26 protein-coding genes are annotated in these 20,853 nt (G+C 49.5%); 2 read left to right on the forward strand and 24 right to left on the reverse strand.

Going from position 1 to position 20,853, the window contains the following annotated elements:
* Window positions 1-26: 26 nt before the first annotated feature.
* Window positions 27-752 (reverse strand): SDR family NAD(P)-dependent oxidoreductase, encoded by a 726-nt coding sequence (locus tag B8987_RS03330; RefSeq protein WP_020376535.1) that lies wholly within the window; start codon window positions 750-752, stop codon window positions 27-29.
* 92 nt (window positions 753-844) lie between these two features.
* Between B8987_RS03330 and B8987_RS03335 the strand changes: the two genes are divergently transcribed.
* Complete coding sequence (locus B8987_RS03335) at window positions 845-2,641, forward strand: thioredoxin domain-containing protein (RefSeq protein WP_020376536.1); 1,797 nt, start codon at window positions 845-847, stop codon at window positions 2,639-2,641.
* Between the two features lie 118 nt (window positions 2,642-2,759).
* Here B8987_RS03335 and B8987_RS03340 read toward each other — a convergent pair whose 3' ends face one another.
* From B8987_RS03340 to B8987_RS03405, 15 genes are all read right to left on the reverse strand, one after another.
* Window positions 2,760-4,589 carry an APC family permease gene (locus tag B8987_RS03340; protein ID WP_020376537.1) on the reverse strand — a complete coding sequence of 610 codons (1,830 nt, stop codon included), beginning with the start codon at window positions 4,587-4,589 and terminating at the stop codon, window positions 2,760-2,762.
* A gap of 15 nt (window positions 4,590-4,604) precedes the next feature.
* Window positions 4,605-4,748, reverse strand: coding sequence for a hypothetical protein (locus tag B8987_RS19570; RefSeq protein ID WP_020376538.1), 144 nt, complete (start codon window positions 4,746-4,748; stop codon window positions 4,605-4,607).
* The gene (locus tag B8987_RS03345; protein WP_020376539.1) at window positions 4,745-5,725 is read right to left on the reverse strand and encodes a hypothetical protein; all 981 of its coding nucleotides are present in this window, start codon (window positions 5,723-5,725) and stop codon (window positions 4,745-4,747) included. Before B8987_RS03345 ends, B8987_RS19570 begins: the two co-directional genes overlap by 4 nt.
* Window positions 5,726-5,778: 53 nt before the next feature.
* A complete protein-coding gene (rsfS, locus tag B8987_RS03350; protein WP_026040823.1) occupies window positions 5,779-6,132 on the reverse strand; it encodes a ribosome silencing factor in 354 nt (117 codons plus the stop codon).
* A 145-nt stretch (window positions 6,133-6,277) separates the two neighbouring features.
* Window positions 6,278-6,823 carry a bis(5'-nucleosyl)-tetraphosphatase (symmetrical) YqeK gene (yqeK, locus tag B8987_RS03355; RefSeq protein WP_020376541.1) on the reverse strand — a complete coding sequence of 182 codons (546 nt, stop codon included), beginning with the start codon at window positions 6,821-6,823 and terminating at the stop codon, window positions 6,278-6,280.
* Between the two features lie 103 nt (window positions 6,824-6,926).
* Complete coding sequence (locus B8987_RS03360) at window positions 6,927-7,184, reverse strand: RNA recognition motif domain-containing protein (protein ID WP_020376542.1); 258 nt, start codon at window positions 7,182-7,184, stop codon at window positions 6,927-6,929.
* A 154-nt stretch (window positions 7,185-7,338) separates the two neighbouring features.
* Window positions 7,339-7,962 (reverse strand): nicotinate-nucleotide adenylyltransferase, encoded by a 624-nt coding sequence (nadD, locus tag B8987_RS03365; protein WP_026040824.1) that lies wholly within the window; start codon window positions 7,960-7,962, stop codon window positions 7,339-7,341.
* Window positions 7,963-8,042: 80 nt separating this feature from the next.
* Complete coding sequence (gene obgE / locus B8987_RS03370) at window positions 8,043-9,308, reverse strand: GTPase ObgE (protein WP_020376544.1); 1,266 nt, start codon at window positions 9,306-9,308, stop codon at window positions 8,043-8,045.
* A 15-nt stretch (window positions 9,309-9,323) separates the two neighbouring features.
* Window positions 9,324-9,923 (reverse strand): Spo0B domain-containing protein, encoded by a 600-nt coding sequence (locus B8987_RS03375; RefSeq protein ID WP_020376545.1) that lies wholly within the window; start codon window positions 9,921-9,923, stop codon window positions 9,324-9,326.
* 25 nt (window positions 9,924-9,948) lie between these two features.
* The gene (gene rpmA, locus B8987_RS03380; protein WP_020376546.1) at window positions 9,949-10,227 is read right to left on the reverse strand and encodes a 50S ribosomal protein L27; all 279 of its coding nucleotides are present in this window, start codon (window positions 10,225-10,227) and stop codon (window positions 9,949-9,951) included.
* Window position 10,228: 1 nt separating this feature from the next.
* The gene (locus tag B8987_RS03385; RefSeq protein WP_020376547.1) at window positions 10,229-10,576 is read right to left on the reverse strand and encodes a ribosomal-processing cysteine protease Prp; all 348 of its coding nucleotides are present in this window, start codon (window positions 10,574-10,576) and stop codon (window positions 10,229-10,231) included.
* Window positions 10,577-10,581: 5 nt separating this feature from the next.
* Window positions 10,582-10,950 (reverse strand): 50S ribosomal protein L21, encoded by a 369-nt coding sequence (gene rplU / locus B8987_RS03390; protein ID WP_020376548.1) that lies wholly within the window; start codon window positions 10,948-10,950, stop codon window positions 10,582-10,584.
* Window positions 10,951-10,973: 23 nt separating this feature from the next.
* Window positions 10,974-12,890 carry an Rne/Rng family ribonuclease gene (locus tag B8987_RS03395; protein ID WP_020376549.1) on the reverse strand — a complete coding sequence of 639 codons (1,917 nt, stop codon included), beginning with the start codon at window positions 12,888-12,890 and terminating at the stop codon, window positions 10,974-10,976.
* Between the two features lie 110 nt (window positions 12,891-13,000).
* Entirely contained in the window at window positions 13,001-13,867 is an 867-nt protein-coding gene (locus tag B8987_RS03400) for a site-2 protease family protein (protein ID WP_020376550.1), read from the reverse strand.
* 19 nt (window positions 13,868-13,886) lie between these two features.
* Window positions 13,887-14,456, reverse strand: a complete 570-nt coding sequence (locus tag B8987_RS03405; protein WP_020376551.1) for a hypothetical protein — start codon at window positions 14,454-14,456, stop codon at window positions 13,887-13,889.
* A 158-nt stretch (window positions 14,457-14,614) separates the two neighbouring features.
* Here B8987_RS03405 and B8987_RS03410 point away from each other — a divergent pair, with 158 nt between their 5' ends.
* A complete protein-coding gene (locus B8987_RS03410) occupies window positions 14,615-14,875 on the forward strand; it encodes a hypothetical protein (RefSeq protein ID WP_020376552.1) in 261 nt (86 codons plus the stop codon).
* 14 nt (window positions 14,876-14,889) lie between these two features.
* On the opposite strand, the gene B8987_RS03415 is transcribed toward B8987_RS03410, so the two are convergent.
* The 8 genes from B8987_RS03415 to mreC all read right to left on the reverse strand — a co-directional run bounded on the left by B8987_RS03415 (window position 14,890) and on the right by mreC (window position 20,852).
* Window positions 14,890-15,051 (reverse strand): hypothetical protein, encoded by a 162-nt coding sequence (locus tag B8987_RS03415; protein ID WP_207651506.1) that lies wholly within the window; start codon window positions 15,049-15,051, stop codon window positions 14,890-14,892.
* Window positions 15,052-15,095: 44 nt separating this feature from the next.
* On the reverse strand, window positions 15,096-15,719 hold the full coding sequence (locus B8987_RS03420) for an undecaprenyl-diphosphatase (RefSeq protein ID WP_020376554.1): 624 nt from the start codon (window positions 15,717-15,719) through the stop codon (window positions 15,096-15,098).
* Between the two features lie 22 nt (window positions 15,720-15,741).
* Window positions 15,742-16,917, reverse strand: a complete 1,176-nt coding sequence (rodA, locus tag B8987_RS03425; RefSeq protein WP_020376555.1) for a rod shape-determining protein RodA — start codon at window positions 16,915-16,917, stop codon at window positions 15,742-15,744.
* A 484-nt stretch (window positions 16,918-17,401) separates the two neighbouring features.
* On the reverse strand, window positions 17,402-17,668 hold the full coding sequence (gene minE / locus B8987_RS03430; RefSeq protein WP_020376556.1) for a cell division topological specificity factor MinE: 267 nt from the start codon (window positions 17,666-17,668) through the stop codon (window positions 17,402-17,404).
* A 17-nt stretch (window positions 17,669-17,685) separates the two neighbouring features.
* A complete protein-coding gene (gene minD, locus B8987_RS03435; protein ID WP_020376557.1) occupies window positions 17,686-18,483 on the reverse strand; it encodes a septum site-determining protein MinD in 798 nt (265 codons plus the stop codon).
* 16 nt (window positions 18,484-18,499) lie between these two features.
* On the reverse strand, window positions 18,500-19,084 hold the full coding sequence (gene minC, locus B8987_RS03440; protein WP_020376558.1) for a septum site-determining protein MinC: 585 nt from the start codon (window positions 19,082-19,084) through the stop codon (window positions 18,500-18,502).
* A gap of 383 nt (window positions 19,085-19,467) precedes the next feature.
* Window positions 19,468-19,983, reverse strand: a complete 516-nt coding sequence (mreD, locus tag B8987_RS03445) for a rod shape-determining protein MreD (RefSeq protein WP_028962771.1) — start codon at window positions 19,981-19,983, stop codon at window positions 19,468-19,470.
* Window positions 19,983-20,852, reverse strand: a complete 870-nt coding sequence (gene mreC / locus B8987_RS03450) for a rod shape-determining protein MreC (RefSeq protein ID WP_020376560.1) — start codon at window positions 20,850-20,852, stop codon at window positions 19,983-19,985. The genes mreD and mreC overlap by 1 nt, the downstream gene beginning before the upstream one ends.
* Window position 20,853: the final 1 nt, after the last annotated feature.

The following is a 20,853-nucleotide window of genomic DNA, read 5'->3' on the forward strand; positions in this document are numbered from 1 at the left end:
CACTCCACTTTCTGTTGTCGTTAACGTTAATAGGCCAAATTAAGCCCGCCATCTACCCGCAAGGTATGTCCCGTAATATAGGACGACAGGTGTTCTTCCAATAAAAATTGAATAGCCGGTGCCACTTCTTTCGCCCATCCTAAACGGCCTAAAGCCGTATGCTCTGACAATCCATGAGCTTCTTGAGGATCAGCCACACCCATACCTTCTCTGAGAGCACCAACCATCACGGAATTGACGCGGATCCCTTCGTGGCCCCATTCCACGGCTAAATGCCGCATCAGTCCTTCCAAGCCTGCTTTGGACGCCCCATACGCAGCCGCAGGGCCCAGTGTGCTGGCCATAAGAGCGTCAACGCTGGATACGAAAACAATACTGGCAGGCGAGAAAAGAAAAGGTTTAACGACTTTGACGAGCTCAAAAGCCGCTCGCAAGTTCACATTCAAGGTCTTCTCCCACTCGAAGCCTGTTGTATGGACAATATCATCACTGTATACCACTCCGGCCACGTGAACAAACCCATTGATGCGGGTAATGTGCCGATCTAAGAGCGCTTGTTCTACGCGGCGAGCCAAGGTGTCATAGTCGCTTAAATCGGCTTCAATCCATTCACATTCAATGGATGTATTCACGTTGACGGGGGACCGGCGAATTCCTATGATATGCCACGACGGATACATTAAAGCCACAAGGGCTTGCCCAATTGCGCCGGTTAAACCGGTGGCCAATAAAACCGGAGAAGGATTATTCACAACTTCTGCCTCCTAAGCATATTCTCGCCAATTTAGGGCAAAGATTGGTATGATAGCCAGTGTGTTGTTGATTTCGAGAAAGGATGAGTATCATGGCAGAACCTACTTTCCGTTTTAGTCCACGTCCTAACCGGGCGGGAGACATTCATTGGCATGAGTGGACCCAAGACACTTTTCAACAGGCCCAGGCCGAAGACAAGCCGATTCTCTTGTCCATTTCGGCAGTCTGGTGCCACTGGTGCCATGTCATGGATGAAACCACATATTCTGACCCTCAAATCATTTCCCGCATTAATTCCGATTTTATACCAATTCGGATCGATAATGATCAAAGACCCGACATCAATCAACGTTATAATATGGGCGGCTGGCCGACGACAGCATTTTTGACCCCGGCTGGAGAAATTATTACGGGGGGGACGTATATTGCCCCGGAGCAAATGGCGCCTTTGCTAGATCAAGTTATTAGCTATTGGAATGAGCACAAAAGCGAAATTGCTGACCAATTAAATCCGCCTGCGCCCCCGAAAATCAATCCCCATGCGGAGATCCCCTCTCCGGAATCGGTTACCAAGATTATGGAGGCGATTCGTCAACAATTCGACCGGGCTTACGGGGGTCTTGGAGTCGCGCCCAAATTTCCGCAAGTGGATGTCTGGGACTTAGCGTTGCTCTTCTTTACCGCCACAGGGGATGGCTGGGCGGCAGGAATGGCCGTGCGAACCTTGGATGCCATGGCGGGTTCCGCGCTATTCGATGGCATTGGCGGGGGATTTTTCCGCTATTCCACGACCCGCGAATGGACGATTCCCCACTTTGAAAAGATGCTGGATGATAACGCGCAACTGGCCAAATTATATCTGCACGCGTACCAGGTTTTGGGTGATGACACGTACCGGCAAATCGCCGACGCCGTGCTCAATTGGGCCAATAAGAATCTGTTAAATCTCAATGGTTTATGGGGCGGCTCTCAAGACGCCGATGAAGAGTACTACCGGCTACCGCAAGAAGAACGAGACAAGAGACCGGCACCTTTTGTTGATCCCATTATGTACACCCATGCCAATGCACAAATGATATCAGCCCAGTTATTAGCGGCATCGCTCATTAATCCCACCGTTTATGCGCCCATTGCCCTAACCGCGTTAGAAGCGCTCTGGGATAGGATGTGGGATGAAAATGCGGGACTCTATCATTATGATAATGAGGGCCCCAAGTTGCCAGGCCAATTAATCGATGTCGCCCACTTCACCAACACGCTGATTGATGGCTATGAATTTACGGGCGATCCCATTTACTTAGAGCGGGCCGAGACCCTTATTGCCTATGCCGATCGGGTCTTAAAAGGTGAAAATAACGGCTTCTACGATCAAATCGAAATGCCTGGCGCTCCGGGACGACTCAAACACCGTCAACAACCCCTGAATGAAAACGCGTTAATGGCCCGCGCATTTCTCCGCCTAGGAGCACTTTTCGAAGACGACCAGTGGACTCGTCGTGGCCAGGCCCTTGTTGGGGAATTCTCCCCGATGGCCGAAGAGCAAGGAGTTTTTGGTGCGCTTTGGGCTATTGTCGCGGATCGGGCCCATGCTCCTGTACTGAGCGCGACCGTCGTACAGTCCCATCACCGGCCCGGAACAGCCCTGCGGCAAGCGATTTATGGTCTTTATGATCGTAATCGGGTTGTGCGTACGTGGCCTGTGGGGAGTCCTGAATTTGCTCAAAGTGGTTATCCAGAAATTCCCGTTCCGGCTCTTTATATTTGTCAGGGCCAGACCTGTTCTCAGCCCATCACAGAACCTGAAGGCATTTTGCCCGCTCTTCAACAATTGCAACAAGCAGCCACCGCCCAAGTTCCAAACCCAGGCGGCAGTTCCCCGGAGGCTTAAACCCCTCCACCTGACGTGATGATGATAAAGCCCCGAGGTTTTCGGAGACCATAACAAACGGGGCTATCCTGTTTGGGATAGCCCCGCCCCTTCCATTATCCGCAGATGTCTTTATAAACTAGTGTCCTTGAAGCTTATAGGGCATGATCATGACGGTCACATTCTTGCGAAAGATAAACACCGTTTCTAGTGTTAACGCGAGCTGGTTATGCAAGAAATGTTCCCAAACGTAACGAACGATCAGTTCCGGTAAAATAATTACCACATGGTTCTCGGGATTTTGATGTGACAATAAATCCACATAGCGTACAACAGGTCGCACGACCGAGCGGTACTGGGTAGGAACAACCGCCAATTTGATCCGGGGATCAGGATTCCATTTTTCCCAACGCTCTTCAAACTGGTGAGGCGGTTCTTGACTGCGCACCACATGCAGTGCCACCACTTCCTCAGCGAGTCCCAAGGCCACCGATAGGCTTTTAATGGATAAGCGGTTAATGCTATTGACCGGCACCACTGCGACGATTTTCGCCGGGACGGGCTTCAAGGAATAATCCGTAACACGCAATTCATCAGCCACAGCCCGGTAATGCCGTCTTATTTTACGCATACCCCATATCAACAAGGGTAATGCCAAGGCAACAATCCATGCCCCTTGGGTAAATTTTGTAATCAGCGAGACGATAACCACCAAAGCCGTCAAGGTAGCTCCCATAAGACCCATACCCACTAATATAATGACTGCCCGTTTCGAGAATTGGGTCCGGTTCCGCCACGTTTTTACGGCAAGTGAGAGCATCGCGATGGTAAAACTTAAATAGACCCCAATGGCATAAAGGGGAATCAAATTGGTGGTATTTCCGCCAAATCCCACGATGAGGATAATGGCCACGAGCGCTAAAATGATCACGCCATTTTGATAGACCAGACGATCTCCGCGACTCAAAAACATTCGCGGCATCCACTGATCGCGCGCCATAATGCTTGACAACTGCGGAAATCCCGCAAAACTGGTATTCGCTGCGATCGCCAAAATCGCCATGGTCACAAAAGATAATCCGTAGAAAAAGATGCCGCGTCCAAAAATGTCGGCCGCCAATTGCTGTAATACCGTGGTGTTGGCGGACGGAATGATATGATAGCGATATGAAATAATCGAGGTTCCCAAAAACATACTGCCGAGAAACAATCCCAGCAACAACAATGTCGTCCGAGCTCTGGTTGGTGCGGGTTCTTGGAATATCGGGACACCATTGGATATCGCTTCAATCCCTGTTAAGGCTGAAGATCCGGAACTAAAAGCTCGCAACACAACGAATAACCCCACCGCCCCCAGTGGCGGGGTGATATAACTATGCCAGGGTGGAGCTTCGGGCAAGGGTTTAAAGAGGCCAACCACGGCCATCAACAAGATCATAAAAATGAACAAATAAGTCGGCAAGGCAAAGGCACGTGCCGACTCCCTGAGACCGCGGAGGTTTAAAATCGCTAACACAATCACAATCGCTACGGAAAGTCCCACGGTCCATGGGGTCAAAACTGGAAACGCCGCAACAACAGCCGCAACGCCCGCTGTGACACTAACCGCCACGGTTAGCGTATAGTCGATAAGAAGTGCTGCTCCCGCGATTAAACTCGCGTCCGCCCCTAGTGTGTCTCGCCCAATAACATAGGCTCCGCCACCGCCCGGATAGGACCGAATAATTTGCCGGTAACTGATCACCAAAAATGTGAGTAAAACCACAATGACGGCCGATATGGGCAAGACATACCATAAGGCCGTAATTCCTGCGCGCTGCAATTCAATCAAAATTTCCTGCGTGCCGTACGCGACCGACGACAAAGCGTCTGGCGCCAAAACCGATAATCCCTCAATCACGCCCACACGGACCGCTTGCTCTTCACGGTCTTTGAGGGGTCGCCCAATGAGAGCGTGCCAAATGTTCAATGAGTCACCACCAGCTTACCGCCAGAGTGCCAAGACAAACTCAGGATCAATGGCGGCTTGTCTTAACCACACATAATATTCTGTAGAGGTCATTTTTCCCTCTAAGTGTAGCGTAGTTAGCCGGTGAATTAAATCTATTAGCTCAGGTTGGTGTGTCATAATCGTTGCCCCTTTATCTTGCGCGACGTATCGCCTACCGAAATCCACGTCAAAAGAAACCATAGCGGCGCACTATATAAATTCGCTCCCATTGCCGGTAGCAAGCCTAAATCCTGGCCAAAAATCCAACACCACAATAACAAGATCGCAGAAATCACGAGAATAGACCAGGAGGACCAATTTTTCCAGGTGATAATGGCTAGTATGCTCAGGAACATTATCAATATGATATTGATTACCACTGGGTTATTTTGAGCTATGGATATGAAGCCGTCGACAAAATGTGCCATGGGAGAATAGGGGGAACGACCAAAAATTATCGCAATATGGGACGTCCAAAACCTGGGCCGTAATTGGGCCAGAGCCGCCAGACCATACATGATGGCCATGGCGTGACGAATGTAAAAGACAACATGGTTTCGTTCCCAATAATCATTGGGTAACAATAATAAAGCGCCCACAATAGCGGCCAACAAACCAGGGCCTGGGCTGCCTGGCACAATGCTTAACCGCGGCGAGAAGAGTCCACCAAAAGCTTCGGTGGTGGCCCAGGTTGTAAAAGAAAAAAGAGTGGCTAACAGTAATGAGATCCATCCCGCGATATTTTCTCGCTCAGTTAACAGCATAATCCCCATAAGAAACTGAAAAACCACCAATAAAATGTTCCAGGTGACGGGCTGTGTCGTCCAGGTCACCGCAATGGGCCGGAACAATTGAATCACCCATGACGGTTGTGCTGGGTACATTTCCTGAATCAATTGATGGGTATGGGTGGTCACAGCCCAAGGAAAGATTTGTAAAACGGCTGATAACAGCCACCATCCCCCATATCCCAACCATAAAAGGTAGCGTGAGCGTAAGACCGTGGGTTTTTCGGTATGGATGGTAAATAAAATAATGACTTTAGCACCGATGACAAAAAACAAAAATAAGGCGACATCAATCAAGCTTTGATAATAGTTCGTCACTAATGACATCGACTGGGCATCTCCTCGGCCTTTTTAGCCAGGATACCCCGCATGTCTAGGATTCATTCCCCAATGGGTACGATTTCCGCATCGCCCCACAGGCGTTCTAAATCATAATACCGGCGCTCTTCATCCGTAAAGATGTGAACTACCACCGCTCCGTAATCGAGTAGCACCCAGTGCGCTTTATCCCCGCCTACCCGTTGAAGCAGGGGAACCTGGGCCATCCTTAATGCCTCTTCAATATGGTCAGCTAACGCCGCCACTTGAATGACGGTATGCCCGGAGACAATCACAAAATAATCCGCCACCAATGTCACTTGCCGCATATCTAAGACTACGACATTTTCGCCCTTGCGTTCTAAGGCCGTCTTCGCAGCTAATTCTGCCCATTTCCGTGTGTCCTCAGGAATAATCTATCCCTCCTACCCTAGTTTTTGGTGTCAATCCTCGTCGTCTTCTTCTCGTCTTAGAGCTGCTTGTTGAATCCCGGGACCTCTCTTGGCACCTGGGATATCCAAAACGATTTCCTGACCGCTTATCACCTGGCGTTTAGTGCGGTCATCTCAGAGACTCCAGTGTTTTGAGCATCAGGGGATGCGGTTTTAAACGGCGGGATTGAAGGTATTGCATCGTTTCTTTCAACAACAAAATATAGGCGTCGTCCAATGATTGTTCTTTCGCCACCTGCTCGATTCTCGCCCGGGCATCAAATTTCCTGCCTGGTTCGACCCCATCTGCAATAAATAAAGCTTTCGCTAATGGCGAAAGATCGGGCGCCGCTGTGGTGTGATAATAAATGGCTTCCCAGACCTCGGGCCCTCCCAAATTTTCCTGTTGCAACCACGCTGCGGCCACTGGGCCGTGAAGCAAAATCGGTTCCTCCTCCTCAGGAGCATTAATGGGCAAACCCAGGCGCCGGGCCTCGAGGCGTAGGGCATCGCGAGACATTTCCCGAGCGAGGTCATGCCCCAATGCCGAAAGTCGGGCATCTTCCGCGGGCAAATGATGAATCTGGGCTAATTCCTCCATCAATTGGGCGACGCGCCAAACATGCTGCTGCCGGTGTGTTGTTAACTGAGCCAAGCGATCCTCTAAAAATCCCATGATATCACCTGCTCGTCATTCTACCCCAATTTGAGCTTCGGCCCAAGATGCATAAAGCAAAAGGGCAAAGCTGAAGACAAATCGCTTCAGCTTTGCCAGGTCATTAATACCGGTTCTGACGAGGACGTGCTTCATTGACAATAATGTCACGGCCATTTAACTGCGTACCGTTCATGGCCTCAACGGCACGGTCCACATCTTCATCCGCCACTTCGACAAATCCAAACCCCCGCGAACGTCCCGTCTCACGGTCCATAATAATTCGGGCACTAATAACATGGGCGTGTTGGGCAAAGGCTTGAGCCAATTCTTCTTCGGTTGTTGCCCATGGTAAGTTACCGACATATAATGTTTTCGACATTGTTTTTCCTCCCTGTATATCAACAAAGGTACCTGACCAGGGACCCAGGCACCCGGAATACCTCACTCAAGGAAAACCGACCCCGTGATGCTGGGAAACCTCTGACGATCAAGTGGTATTATGAACGGCTCAACAAGGAAACATGCGAACAGCCTTATGGGCCATGTTCGTATAAATGATTTTTCTCGATATAATGCTCAACAGCCTCAGGCACGAGATATTTTATCGACAATCCCAAACGCAACCGTTCCCGTACCTGACTCGATGAAATGGCTAGCGCCGGCACTTCTAATTGATGGATCCGTTGCACTTTTTCTTCGCCAAGCTCACGAGCCAGGGCATGGATGCGCGACAACGAATAGCCCGGGCGGCTTGCGGCAATAAGATGAGCATACCGAAAAATATCCTCAGGATAATGCCACGAGGCGATTTCGAGAATAGCATCGGCACCACTAATGAAGTACCAATCGACATCGGGATCTAGCCGGTGAAAATAGGCAAGAGTTTCACTGGTATAGGATGGGCCTTGACGATCGATTTCTACTCGAGATAACTCAAAATGCATATTGGGAGCAATCGCCAGAAATGTCATCAAGAACCGGTGTTCCGCACTCGCCAATACCGAAGGCGGTTTGTGCGGTGGCTGCCCAGAAGGGATAAAAATGACCCGATCCAAATGGAATGCATCCCGGGCTGCTTCCGCAGTCACCAGGTGTCCGTAATGAATCGGGTTAAACGTTCCTCCCATAAGCCCTATGGCTCGTGTCTCTTTACCCATTCTTCACTATGAATTCGCGGTCCGTTGGCAAATTCCTGCTACCGCCCAAATAAACCGCAAATTTCCTCCAACTAGTATTGTCATTCTAACACGAGTTCTCCTTCTCTCCAATAAAATGTCCCTTCTCCCACCATAACCGCCGAGCCATCTGGGATTTGTTGGCGTCGTAATAAATTTTCGAGTCCGCGGCGCCGTAAATATTCCAGAAAATATTCTTCGGCATCGCGATTACCCCATAATGTCATTCCTGCACGTTCTTCCACGTCCCCGACCACGCGGACGCCCTCTTCACAAGGTTCCAGGGAAAATCCGCGGACAACAGGTTTAATCACGGGTTCTGGTTTTTGAAAGACGGGTTTAGGCGTTTCATCCAAAATTTTTCGCACTTCCCACATCAACGCATCCACGCCCTCCCGGGTTAACGAGGAAATGGGCCATACTTTCAAGGGCGCCACATAGTCTTGTAATCGTTGAAGATTCTCCTGGCTTCCTAGCACGTCCATTTTGGTCGCAACAATGAGGCGGGGTCTGGCGGCCAAATCTGGAGAAAACGCTTCCAGTTCGTGGCGAATAATTCGGAAGTCATTCACCGGATCGTGACCATTTTGCGGATCCATATCGACCAGATGCAACAACACGCGAGTACGATTCAAGTGGCGCAGAAAGGTATCTCCCAGTCCCTGACCTTGATGAGCACCTTCAATCAGTCCTGGTACGTCGGCAACCACAAACGGTTCCCCGTATTGGCTAACCACTCCCAAATTCGGCACAAGGGTTGTAAATGGATAGTCTGCGATTTTGGGCTTAGCAGCAGAGATCACCGAAATCAGAGTCGATTTACCCGCATTGGGGAATCCCACCAGCCCAACGTCAGCCAATAGATTTAATTCCAATGTGACCCAAAGTGCCTCACCCGCTTGACCACGTTCTGCCACCCTGGGAGCTCGGTGCCGGGAGGACGCGAAATGCGAATTGCCTTTACCTCCGCGCCCACCACGAGCAATCACTGCCCGCTGGCCCGGTTGTGTCAAATCCGCAATGAGTTCGCCCTGTTCCGAACGAACAATTGTGCCAGGGGGTACGCGCACAATGATATCCTCGCCATCACGTCCATACATGTTATTGGTACCGCCCGGTTCTCCATCTTGGGCACGGTAATGCTTTTGATGACGAAAATCCATGAGCGTGTTGAGTCCTGGATCCACTTCAAAAATCACACTACCGCCTTTCCCCCCGTCACCGCCAGCCGGTCCTCCATTGGGAACAAATTTTTCCCGCCTAAAGGCTACGGCGCCGTTACCCCCTTTGCCAGCTTGCACAAAAATTTTTACTTCGTCGACAAACATGTCTTTGTCCCCCCTTTACCGATGCCCCCATGATGCGGTAATCATCCCTTGTTGTCGATTCCACTTTACGCCTTTAATGTGCTTACGGGGCAATGCCTTCATGCCCCCTTCCTCAACTTCCACATTAAACCGGCCTGGTTCGAACCGCACCACGATGGTACCTTTGGCCAATGGGATGACACAGCGTAAAACCGCCCGTAATTTCCACAGCATCATGTAGGTACCAGCAATATGTTCTGGATTTTGCCAGAGAATCATGTTTCCTAGAGATTCCGCATAGGCGTCTAACGCAATCATTTGATACGTCCATCTAAGAGGCAACCCACGAAAAATCCCGGGATGAACGCTCGCCAACGCATGATCCATCAGATACTTGTCGGCCCGTTCATATTGTCCCAACTGCAACCATCCACTGATCACTTGCAGATGGTTGGCATAACGATGTCGGTATCGCCGGATAATTTCGACGGCTTGGGCTTGGCTAGCGAGACGTACCCAAATGACTAGATATAAAGCAAAAAAGATAAGAAAAATAATACGCCAGAAGTGGGTACTCCAATACACGCCCACTCCCAGCGCAAGAAGAATTATGAACCGCATGGCTAGGCCATACACACCAATAAACCCCTTCGAACCGCCCTTAACCCTCATTGACGGGCAAGATGCGCACTTCGCGCCGATCATGCCCTTTCCGGACAAAAGCTACCGTTCCGTCAACTTTGGCATAGAGCGTGAAGTCACGGCCCATTCCTACGTTCGTTCCGGGATGAAACTTTGAGCCCCGTTGACGAACAATAATACTTCCGGCAGTGACTAACTGACCTTGATGGCGCTTTACTCCCAACATTTTGGGCTTGGAGTCACGGCCGTTACGGGAACTACCGCCTCCCTTTTTGTGAGCAAAGAGTTGTAAACGCATGCTAATCCCTCCCTCGCGATCTGTGACGATTTATCGTGTGCTCATGATATTGCACAAATTTGGGTTCGGTATTGGCCAAATCTTGCAATCCTAAACAAAAGGTATCAATTATCGCTTGTGCAGCTTCCGATGGAGCTTCATGAAATACCATACTGAGATCCCCTTCATCTAAATGGTAATCCATCGAGATGGGGGCAATCCGTGTTAATCCCAACACCAGGGTTTCGGATAAAGCGGATACAGCAGCACAGACAATATCATGACCATAAGGTCCTTGGCCAGCATGACCGGTAATCGTGATTTCCTGCACCATACCATGGGTGTCCCGGCCAATTTTCACCTTGATCACAGAATTTAGACCGTCGCATTGATGCGGTCAATGCGAACCCGGGTTAAGTACTGGCGATGACCTTGGCGACGTCGGTAGTTACTCTTGGGCTTATACTTGAATACCAAGATTTTTTCACCACGTTCTTGTCGGACGATGGTGCCCACCACATTGGCGCCTTGGACATATGGTGTCCCCACAATGGGCTGTCCATTATCATCGACAACCAATAGCAAACGATCAAATGTATATTCATTGCCTTCATCGAGGGGCAATTTTTCTATCAAAAGTTCTTGTCCAGGGGTCACCCGATATTGCTTTCCCCCTGTCTCAATTACCGCGTACACACTAAATCCCCCTATTCCATCCATCACCGTGGCATTAATCCAATGCATGTTACCATAAATCTTGAAGATCGTCAAACCTCAGAGCAAGGCGGTGGCAACATATTCGAATAGGTTTCTACCTCGTCAAGAGGTACTGGGGCCAAATCGATGAGAGACTCTTTATGGTCCTCAACGATGCGCGCCGTCGCGAATGTCCTCAACGCGCGCACAATTTCGACTTGAACCACTTCGCCCACTTTGTCCCCCGCCGACTCAATGTCTACAACATAGCCTTCGAGGCGAGCAATTCCGTCTTTCGCGTTACTGGCATGACGTTCTTGAACCAAGACCTCTAACCTTTGACCCTCGTGAACCGGAAGTGCCAGCCGTTCCACTTCCTCCCGGGTTCCCACTTTGATAATCTTAATCTCTTCCATCTCACAGTCTTGGGCCCCACGAACAAAGACAGCGCGTCCTGTGTTCCGTTCCAGTTCTTTAAGGTTTGTCCCACCGGGACCAATCAAGTGGCTTGCAATGGCGGGATTCGCTTCCGCCAGGATTGCTTCTGCACCCGATTCTTTGAGGCGCTCGACGATTCGCTGGCGCAGGCGGCGAGCAATCACCTCTTCAGATAAGACATGTCCCCGACCATCACACTGTGGACAAACTCGTGTTAATTGATTAAGGAGTGACTCCCGGACCTTCTTCCGGGTCATTTCCAGTAATCCGAGCCGGGTCAGCCCTAACACGGTGACCCGGGTGCGGTCATGGCGTAAAGCACGTTGGAATGTCTTTAAGACTTCGGCCTGGTCTTCTTCATTTTCCATATCGATGAAGTCAATAATCACAATCCCACTAATATCCCGTAGCCGAAGTTGGCGTGCAATTTCAATTGCCGCCTCCTTATTGGTGGCTAAGACAGTGTCGGAAAGATCCGTCGATCCCACATTTTTTCCGGTATTCACATCAATGACCGTTAACGCTTCAGTTTCATCAATAACCAAATATCCCCCGCATTTTAACCAGACACGGCGTTTGACCGCGCGATCAAGCTCGGCTTCCACCCCCCGCAATTCAAAGAGTGGTACTGTGCCATTATCGAGTTCAATCCGGTGCTTTAAGGCGGGAGAAATAGTTTCCGCGATTTCCCGGGCTCGGTAAAATGCCTGCTCGTCATCAATCACGAAACGATCGACCGATTCATCCAAATGATCCCGAATGGTTCGGGCAATCAAGCTCGCTTCGCGATGTAATAATGCTGGAGCTTTCATGACCCGCGCCTTATGCTTAATGCGTGTCCACATGCGCCGTAAGTAGGCTAAATCGCGAATCAACGCCTTTTGAGAAGCCCCTTCAGCCACAGTGCGGACAATCAATCCCATTCCTTTGGGGCGGATCTTTTCCGCAATACTTCTCAGCCGCTCGCGTTCCCGTTCAGAATCAATCCGCCGGGAGACCCCAATCGTTTCCGAATATGGCGTCAGCACCAGATAACGCCCAGGCAGACTGATGTTGGTCGTCACACGAGCCCCTTTGTTGCCGATGGCTTCTTTAACAATCTGCACAACAATTTCCTGGCCCACTTTCAAGACATCTTGAATGGGCCGGGATTTCTTATGATCCCGTTCTTCAGCATGAGCGTCATCCACGTAAAGAAAACCATTCTTTTCTAACCCCAGATTGACGAACGCCGCTCTCATTCCGGGTAAAACATTTTCGACTTTGCCTTTGTAAATATTGCCTGCCGATTGTTCTTCATCATCGCGTTCAATATAAAATTCAACCAACTGTCCGGCTTCTAAAATGGCCAAGCGACTTTCGTGAGGCTCATAATTTACCAACAGTTCCTTGAAAACTTTTGGTTCCGGCGCCAGAGGAGCGCTATCATCTTGATTTAACGATGCGGCGGCCCCTGGGGATTCGACGCCAGCGTCCCTATTAGCCGCTCCCATAGAGTCCATCGACTCTGCAGGAAGAATCCCCCAACGGCGACGTTTGCGCCGTGTCATGAATGGACCCCTTTCCACAACAGTGACAAAAAAATGAAAATCTTAGGCATTAAATTATAGGGCTTCTTCACCAATGCCTTGTTTCTATCATACCATGACCTGGTAATGGGTCAACGATGCGTCAACAATTCGCGAAGACTTATGCCTGGCCCATAATCATGAAGCCCCTGCAATAAGTCCTCTTCATATAGAATGCCCATTTTTTTCATATCAGGGGATAAGATCACCACCCGGTGATATTTCATCGGCCGCATCACTTTTAACACATCTTTAAGGGGTGTATCACAGTGCACGGCGAAATCATCTAACGTCCAAATCGGCTTTTTTTGGAACCATCCCGCCCTCAAATTCAAATCCCGTACGATAAGATAAGGGGCAGTATCATCCGAATGGAGAGCCCCCCAATGAAGAAACAACGCGAAAAGTCCTAAGCTTAAAAGAGGGCGGGGAGTTAAAAAAGATAAGACCGTGATCACAAAAAGGATCCGTGCCAGCCAAACTCCGCCTTGAATCACGCGTTGTTGAGCGGCTTCATATCCAATTTTTCGCGCCCAAAACAAACGGGCCAAGTGGCCTCCATCCAACGGAGCAACGGGCAAGAGATTTAGAAGGCCAATAGCCAAGTTAAAGTGAATAAATTCGTGGATCCACCGGGGCTCAACGGGCAGCCACGGTGCAGCGAGCCATGCGACAGAAGCCAAAATAAAGTTTTGTAACGGGCCCACGACGGCAATCATGGCTTCCACATAAGGTTCTTGGTGATTCATCCCAGCAATCCGGGCAATACCTCCGAATGGCCAAATTTCTATGCGTTCCACGGTGGTCCCGTAACTTTCAGCGATGACAGCATGAGTGAGTTCATGAAGTGTCACCACAAAAAAAGCCAAAGCCATGCGAAGGCCCTGACCCACAAATATATAGACAAGAAGAAGCACAACAAACCATGGATTAACCGAAATCTTACGCCACAAACCCATAGCAGCATCCTCCTAGAGTCTAGTGGCGTAACCAATCGGTGCCAAAGTATTCTGGTGCCAAAGGATTAACCGGTAACTGATCGCGCGTCACAGCAATCTGGATAACGCCATTCATCTGTCCGAGAGTTTGGCGTGCCAACACAACTTGTCCCGGATGAACCCACACCTTCCGCAATCCTAAAAATTGTACGCGAATAGTCCCGAGACTTAGGGTCAGGTCATGACCATTCACCGAGAGTACCTTAGCTGAAGCGGGCGCTAGTACATTACTGATGCCCGGGGTGTATACCGTAATCCGTGGAACAAAGCGCACGCTTCCTCGATCTTTATGCCAGCCAAAGGCGACACCCAAAGTTGCAGGCTGGCTGAGAGGGGCGGTTAATGGGTGACTTGCTGGAGTTTGAAACCGAACATGGGACCATGAGCCGTTTGAGCTGATTACGCGGTGAACCCATGTGCGAAAATCGCTGGACAATCCGGGTGGGAAGATCTTCGTCAGGTAAATAACACTGATCAATCCGAGAGCCAGCCACCACTTCCAATGTTTCGCCTTGTGCGCGGAGGATTTGATAACCGGTGTCCCGTGCATTGTTCGGCCTCCTTGTCCTATCCGTCACCACATCATATGCGTTCTGCAGCCATTCATGCGTCGCCTTGTTCTGAGTTGGGCAATCAGGCCTCTTCACACCGGTCATTGATTCTCCCGGAACGCAGATGGTATGATGCAAGCAAGAAGGGAAGATCTGTATGGCACCATGGTTAGCGTTAACAATTGCACTGGTTTTTGTTTTTGTCGGGACATATTTACAAAAGCGGGCGTTTAGGGTATGGCAAATGCCGCGGTATCTGGCCAAAAGCTGGGTTCGTTACTCATTAATGTTAGTCACCATCATTGTACTCGGGTTTCCCTCCATTACGGGCTATGGTTGGTTAGCACCCATTTATGGTACCGTCATCGGCTTTTTGGGGGGACGCCAAGCAGACTGGGAAGAAGCATGTAAAGATTAGTCACAGGGTGCGGTCTAAAAATCTACCGATTTCGAGGACTTTTTAGTGGCACGGCGTGCAGACCGTGCCTTCTTCTTTTCGAGATGCGTTAAGCGTTGTTCAATGCGGGCAAGTACCGCAAAAATGGCTAAGAAGAGCGCACCATCCACGGCTAAGAGCACAATAATCCATGTCATCAACTCACTATCCCCTTCTTTCATCCCCCTTGCCCTGTATGGGATTAGCCAAGACGCCGACCATAGCGTTGAGACACTTGGGGTCGAAAGCGAAATAACCGAAATAGCCACATCACGAGACCTTCTAAATGCCGATGCCATGCCAGCACAATAAAGCCAGCAATCATTCCGATCGCGTCACCCGCTAGGACATCTGTCGGCCAGTGAACACCCACAAAGACCCGAGCTATGCTAATGGCTGCTGCCAACAATGTGGCCCACCAACCATCCCGCCGTCCCGCATAAAATAGTGCGATCGCAAAGGCAAAACTGCCCGTAGCATGATCACTAGGAAATGAGGTATCCGGAGCATGGGAAATCAATAAGTGCACCATTTTCGGTTCAAAGACAAAGGGTCTCGGGCGATACGGTAAAACATGGGATAAAGTCATAGACACTGCCAGACTTAAAAAACCAGCCACGGTCGCATACACCACAGCGCGCCGTGCACGGTTCTGCCGCAAGGGCGGCCAAAACCACAACAATAAGAAAATCCCGGCCCAAATTTCTACGGCATCTTTCGCGAGAACAATCGCGAGATCGTTGAGTAATGGGCTAATGGTCGCCCACGAATTAATCACATGAAACCAATGTCGGTCAAACGCCGGAATAGGAAAATTAGTCGTCAATCCGTTGCCACCTTTAATGAATTTAAGTGTTCTTGCTATACACAACCTGTGTGACAGGAGCACTACGGTTATAGGATAGATCATGCCGGCGCATGTAAACATTGAGTAAAATGCCAATGCCAGCCGAGTCGGCAAGAAATGCCGAACCCCCATAACTCATAAAGGGCAAAGGCACGCCGGCCACAGGCATAATACCCGAAACCATTCCCGCACTCTCAATCACGTGAAACGCAAACATCGAAACTACCCCGGTGGCCAGTAACATCCCATAGCGATCTTTGGCTTGATTCGCAATGTAGATGCCCCGTGCCAATAACAAGAGATATACCAACAAAAGCGCCATTGACCCAACAAATCCCAACTCTTCAGCGACGACCGCAAAAATAAAGTCGGTATACGATTCGGGCAAAAAGCTTAGCTGGTTAAAATGCGCGGTAAAGATTCCTGTCCCGAAAAGTCCGCCACTGCCGACCGCGATGCGCGATTGAATCACGTTAAAACCGGCTCCTAAGGGATCCTTGTTAGGATTAAGAAAAATAATGAGCCGGTTCAATTGATATTGATGCATCGGAATAGGAATATGAAACCGGTAGTGCAGATAAATCCACAAAATAACTATCAGTAGACCGCCTGGAAAAATAATGACCAATTTCCACCACGAGGCTCCTGCCATAAACAACATACCCGCTGTTATCGCCACAAAGACCAGTGTTGTTCCCAAGTCCGGCTGTTTTAACACCAGCAACATCGGGAGAAGCACATGGAGTCCCGGCGAGATAAAATCTTTCCAATGCGTCAGTCGCTGTTTTTGGCTCAGATGAGTTGCGAGCGTAATAACAATGGCGATTTTCGCAAACTCTGAAGGCTGAAGCTGAAAGGGCCCCACATTAATCCAGCGCTGGGCTCCGAGTGCCGTATGACCTTTGACCAGCACAAAAGCCAACAGGAGGACTGATGTCCAATATAAATAAGGACTAATGACCCGGAACTTTTCATAAGGGACCCAGGCCACAATGGCCATGGTCAAAAGACCGAGAAATATCCAGGCGAGTTGGCGATGGACGAAATAGAGCTGTGATCCCGGGGATAATAAGGGTTTGGTTGCGCTGCCAATAACAAAGAGACTTAATCCTGATATCAACAGCACAATCAGAACGGTAAGGATATCAATGTTTTTCCAGATGCTTTTCGAGTGCATGCTTTAACCTCGCTTAATCCATTCACCTTGTGCGTCTCATCCCGATTTCTCTCAAGAGGATACCCACGATTTCTGCAACCGCAAAATATGACGACACGGATTGCTGCTAGTGGGACGTCATGACAAATAAATTGTTCGATTGGGATATTGTAAACCCGAACCGAACTTGTCCGTGCTTATGCTCAGATTGCCTTAATCATACCTTGGCGCCCGTAAGGATTCAAGAAGCAAACGCCTTTCCTTCTTCTTCCTGGTGTTCGGCAGGTGCTATCAAGACCCTGCCTTTTAATTTAGAGCAGCGACTAAAAAACCGCATGAGATGCACATGAGAAGGGGATAAAAGATTTTTTCATCTCATCATTCAGCTTGCATCAGAAAAAGCTCGGGAAAACGAGAAACCCGCACAAAATCATAAAGCTGCAAGCTCTCCCTCAATGGATTTGGAAGAGAGGTTGCAGCAAAGTCGCAATATGATTACAACGTCCTATACGGAATGGTGCTTGACTTTGCGTATGGGAATATTGGCTACAAGAGCCATGGCATCATCATGTCTGGAAAAATCGACCCGAAATCCCTGGTCATCAATATCCATATACTCCGATATGACCTTAAGCAGATCGTTTTTCAGATTTTCGAGCGCTTGAGGTGAGAGGCTTGCACGGTCATGCACCAAAACCAGACGAAGCCGCTCTTTTGCCACGTCCTTGCTCGCATCCTCACGCCCGAAAACCCGTGCGAACAAATCAAACATGGACCGCCCTCCCCTACTCATGCCTTAAACCCCATAAACTTCCGCAGCTTACTAAATAATCCAGACCCATCATCCAGTTTCATCATTGGCACATTCTCCCCCCGAAGGCGCCGCGTAATGTTGCGATAGGCTTCCCCCGCTTTCGATTGCGGGTTCAGCACGGCCGGTTCACCACGATTGGTAGATACCACAATGGACTCATCGTCAGGCACAACCCCTAACAATTCAATGGCAAGAATTTCTATCATGTCATCAATGTCCATCATGTCGCCTTTTTTTACCATGCTGGCACGAATTCGATTAATAATCAAGAAGGGCTTATGTTTTTCTTGTGCCTCGAGTAAACCAATAATGCGGTCAGCATCCCGGACCGACGAGACTTCCGGTGTCGCCACAACCAACGCTTTGTCTGCTCCCGCGACGGCATTCTTAAACCCTTGTTCGATACCGGCTGGCGAATCAATCAGCACGTAATCAAAGTCTTCTTTCATCTGCGAGACGAGTTCACGCATCTGATCCGGCGATACCGCGGTCTTATCCCGTGTTTGAGCGGCTGGCAACAAATACAAGTTTTCAAATCGCTTGTCCTTAATTAATGCATGCTTAAGTTTGGCAAAACCTTCGACGACGTCAACCAAGTCATACACGATCCGGTTTTCTAGTCCCATCACGACGTCCAAATTGCGCAAACCGATATCTGCATCAATTAATGCAACTTTTTGTCCCATTTGAGCCAGACCGGCACCCAAATTCGCCGTGGTCGTGGTTTTTCCCACGCCTCCTTTCCCTGATGTAATGACGATGGCTTCCCCCATAACTAAAGGCTCCCCCTTACTTGATGTTTCCCAGTGTACTATGCTGCCATTGATCAATGATTAATTGTCCGTCCCGCACCTCAGCAATTTCTGGCACCGTCGGTAATGCTGATTCGTCGCTATCTGGTGCACGACCGATAAAATGGGCTATGCGAATTTGGGTGGGACTCAGTCTAAACGCGGCGACTACCGCGTCCTGATTCCCTTCGGCACCGGCATGAGCTAATCCCCGTAGCCATCCCATCACGATAATATCGCCGCCTGCCGTGATTTCCGCGCCAGGATTAACATCACCCAACACTACTACATTACCGTAAAATCGCACATGTTGCCCAGATCTTAATGTTTTACGAATCAACAAGGTTGGATGTCTGCGGGCTTCATCCTCCCAATCTCGCGCATTGCGCCGTTCAACATAATGTTCAATAAAAGGTTTGTCTTGTCCATTGTGCATGCTTCCGCCCCCTAATCCTAATAGAGCGACTCGACCGGAATCGGGCGAAAATTCAGTGCGTTGCTGACCGTAACTGCTTAACGAAGGAAACGAGCTAGAGTCTTTTGACCTATCGCCGGAAAGGTTTTGGGATAAACGGCGCGCCACGGTGCTGTCCCTCCTCTTTTCACTCAGCATCTAACACATTCTCTATTGATGTCTAAACTCCTGCCAATCGTTCGACCTCTATATAGAAGATTTTCTCTTGCTGTTCGGTCAAAAGTTCTAGTAAAGGGACAAAAACCGACGGCATCATTCAAAGATGTCGTCGGTACATGGACAATGTCGTCATGTGTTTGAGGCATGGATATCTTTGCTGTCCTCAGCCTTTCTTGTTCAACGCTTAAAAAACGAAAGATTGAGAGATGGGGAAATTGGCCCTTGAATCCAGCTCACAGAGACCAAACGCTGAGCCTTTTTGATGTGAGGGAAAAATCCCTCTCATCCGTTTGCCCTCTTTACCAGCCACGCGCTCGGTGTAGGTACCAAGGTTATGACGAAAATGACCGATAACGTGAACGGCGACGGCCCCGCGTACCAAACCCAATAATCCCCCCTAAAGCCGGGGTAAACAGCATCGAGAACAAAATCCAGACCGGTAAGGGCCGGGAAAACACAAACCATGAAAAATGGTATCCAAACACATATAAAAGTAACCACTGAAAAGGCAGTACCACCACTTGGCTTAACGCAGCAATCAGACCCGGCACAAAGATCGGATCACGAACAATTTTTTGCTGGACCGTTGCCACCGCATAGCCCAACAAGGCAAAAGTTAGGGCATTTAATCCGATTAATCGGCCCGCCCACAAATCTTGCATGAGTCCTCCCAACAGGCCAGCCCACATGCCTCGCTTGGGCGTTTCATGCAAAGCAATCAGCACCGTCACCGAAAGCACCACGTTGGGTACATAACCGCCTGGAAATATTTGCGGCAATAACGCAACTTGAATCAACAAAGCAAGAAGATAAAGGACAAGCCATGTTCCTATCCGCAACCGGTCCATTAACTGTTTCCTCCACCAAATACGGGAGGAATACTCGCTCCGGAAGGATGCGATTCCACCACCATCACCGTTTGCAATCGGTTGAAATCAACGGCCGGCTTGATAGTTGCCGTCTCTGTTAACCCATATTGATTGTGCGACACTGAGACAACTTGCCCAATGAGTAATCCCTTCGGATAATATTGGCTTAACCCTGATGTCGCAATGACATCACCGGGGAGCACATCAGGTTTACTCGAGAAAAGTTGGAACTGCAGTAGGCCCGTAACCGGATCCTGGCCCAATACCACTCCAGTGGATTGAGAGCGGACATCTAAAGCTCCAATGCCGCTTTTCGGATCCAAAATCAACATCACGGTGGCTGTATCGGGACCGGCAGATAACACCCGCCCAACCACGCCTTGCGGGACAATCACAGCCATTCCCTGATGCACCCCATTGTTGGTGCCTTGATCAATGACCACTGTGTCAAACCAGCTATCGGGATTTCTGGCAATAATGCTGGCCGGATCCAGTTTCCAGCTTCCCAAGGAATGTTCTAGTCCTAATAAGCCCCGTAATTGACCATTTTCCGCCAGAACTTCCGAGAGTTCCAACTTCATACTGTTATACTCCAGCAACTTCCGTTTCAACTCGCGATTTTGTTGCTGGAGTGTAAAAATGTCCCCTATGGTACTGACCCCTAATCCGGTTTCACGCCCAATAAACGCCATACTGGATTCCGCAGGAGACACGACGGTATTAATGATGTTGCTTAACCCGACAACTTTACCGCGTATGCGGGCGGTCAAGCTTAAACTCACCGTGACAACCATGACGATTAACACCGTGATGAGCAACCGTCGCCAACGGTATATGAATCCGCCCACT

This window comes from Sulfobacillus thermosulfidooxidans DSM 9293 (assembly GCF_900176145.1).
In the GTDB taxonomy this organism is placed as follows: domain Bacteria; phylum Bacillota; class Sulfobacillia; order Sulfobacillales; family Sulfobacillaceae; genus Sulfobacillus; species Sulfobacillus thermosulfidooxidans.